The sequence below is a fragment of the Vibrio sp. 1069 genome, assembly GCF_033340555.1.
The window spans coordinates 1-1199 of the sequence record NZ_JAWOWP010000080.1; the positions used below are offsets into that span (position 1 = coordinate 1).

Sequence of the window (1199 nt, forward strand, 5' to 3'; positions counted from 1 at the left end):
TGTTCCCGTTTTAGGATATTAGTAATGTTGAAACCTTCTCCGTATGGCTGGATTTCCCAGTACTTTCTCGGATTCTTTTTTGCGTATGGCGTTTACCTGCCATTTTGGTCGTTGTGGTTTAAAGAACAGGGCGTTTCTTCCACGGACATTGGTTTACTGGTTGGTTTAGGTTTGGCGACACGCTGCGTGGCTAACATCGTCATTACCCCTCGTGTACACCGAGTTGAACATCTAATGCCAACGTTGCGTTGGTTGAGTTTTGCTGCCCTCATTTTTGTTGGTTTCCACTTTTTTACGGGCGGCAGTTTTTGGCTCATGGCATTGGCAACGGTGTTGTTTAACTTGTGTTGTGGTCCGGTAGTACCGCTATCAGACGCGATGGCAAACTACTACGCTCGCTTGAAAATGTTGGATTACGGGCGCACGCGTTTGTGGGGGTCTATAGCCTTCATTGCGGGTTCAACGGTGGTGGGTTTCCTTGTCGCAGAATTTGGCTCGGATATGATTCTGTACACCGCGATGGTGGGGGTGTTCTTTTCATTGCTTTTCGCGATGCGCAGCATCAATCCAATGCCTGTCACTCGCGGTGACCAGCATGCTGAACGTCCGAAATTATCTGCACTGCTTACCGATAAATCAGTGGTGAAGTTCTTGGTTTTGGTGTCACTTATCCAAGGTAGCCATGCGGCGTACTACGGCTTTAGTGCCATTCACTGGAAAGCGGCGGGTCACTCAGAAGACGTGATCGGCTACTTGTGGAGTCTAGGCGTTGCGGCAGAAGTGGCGGTGTTTGCATTGAGCAAGCGTCTGTTTGCTGGTTGGGCGCTGCGCACGCTGTTTATTGTTGCAGCTTGTGGTGTGATGATGCGTTGGGGCATGACCGCTGCAACAACGTCTATCGTTGCGTTGGTTATCGTGCAACTTCTGCACGGTGTGACATTCGCGACGGCGCACATTGCGGCCATTCAATACATCCAAAACTCTGAAGAGCACAAAATGGTGGCGCTGCAAGCGCTATACAACGCGATCCCGCTTGGCGCATTTATCGCGCTGATGACGGTGCTCAGTGGTTGGGGGTACGAGCACTGGGGCGCGCTGGTGTTCTGGGGTATGGCGGCAATGGGCCTATTGGCGCTGTTCATCAAATTGGACCCTCAAGAGCCTAGCCACAACGTGGTGGATGTGTCTGAAAAGGCACT

General features: G+C 51.3%; 1 protein-coding gene. It reads left to right on the forward strand.

Translation table 11 applies throughout. From position 1 onward, the window contains the following. Positions 1-24: 24 nt before the first annotated feature. The coding region (locus tag R7040_RS24550) for a 3-phenylpropionate MFS transporter (protein ID WP_318097284.1) at positions 25-1199 on the forward strand (1175 nt) is incomplete at its 3' end.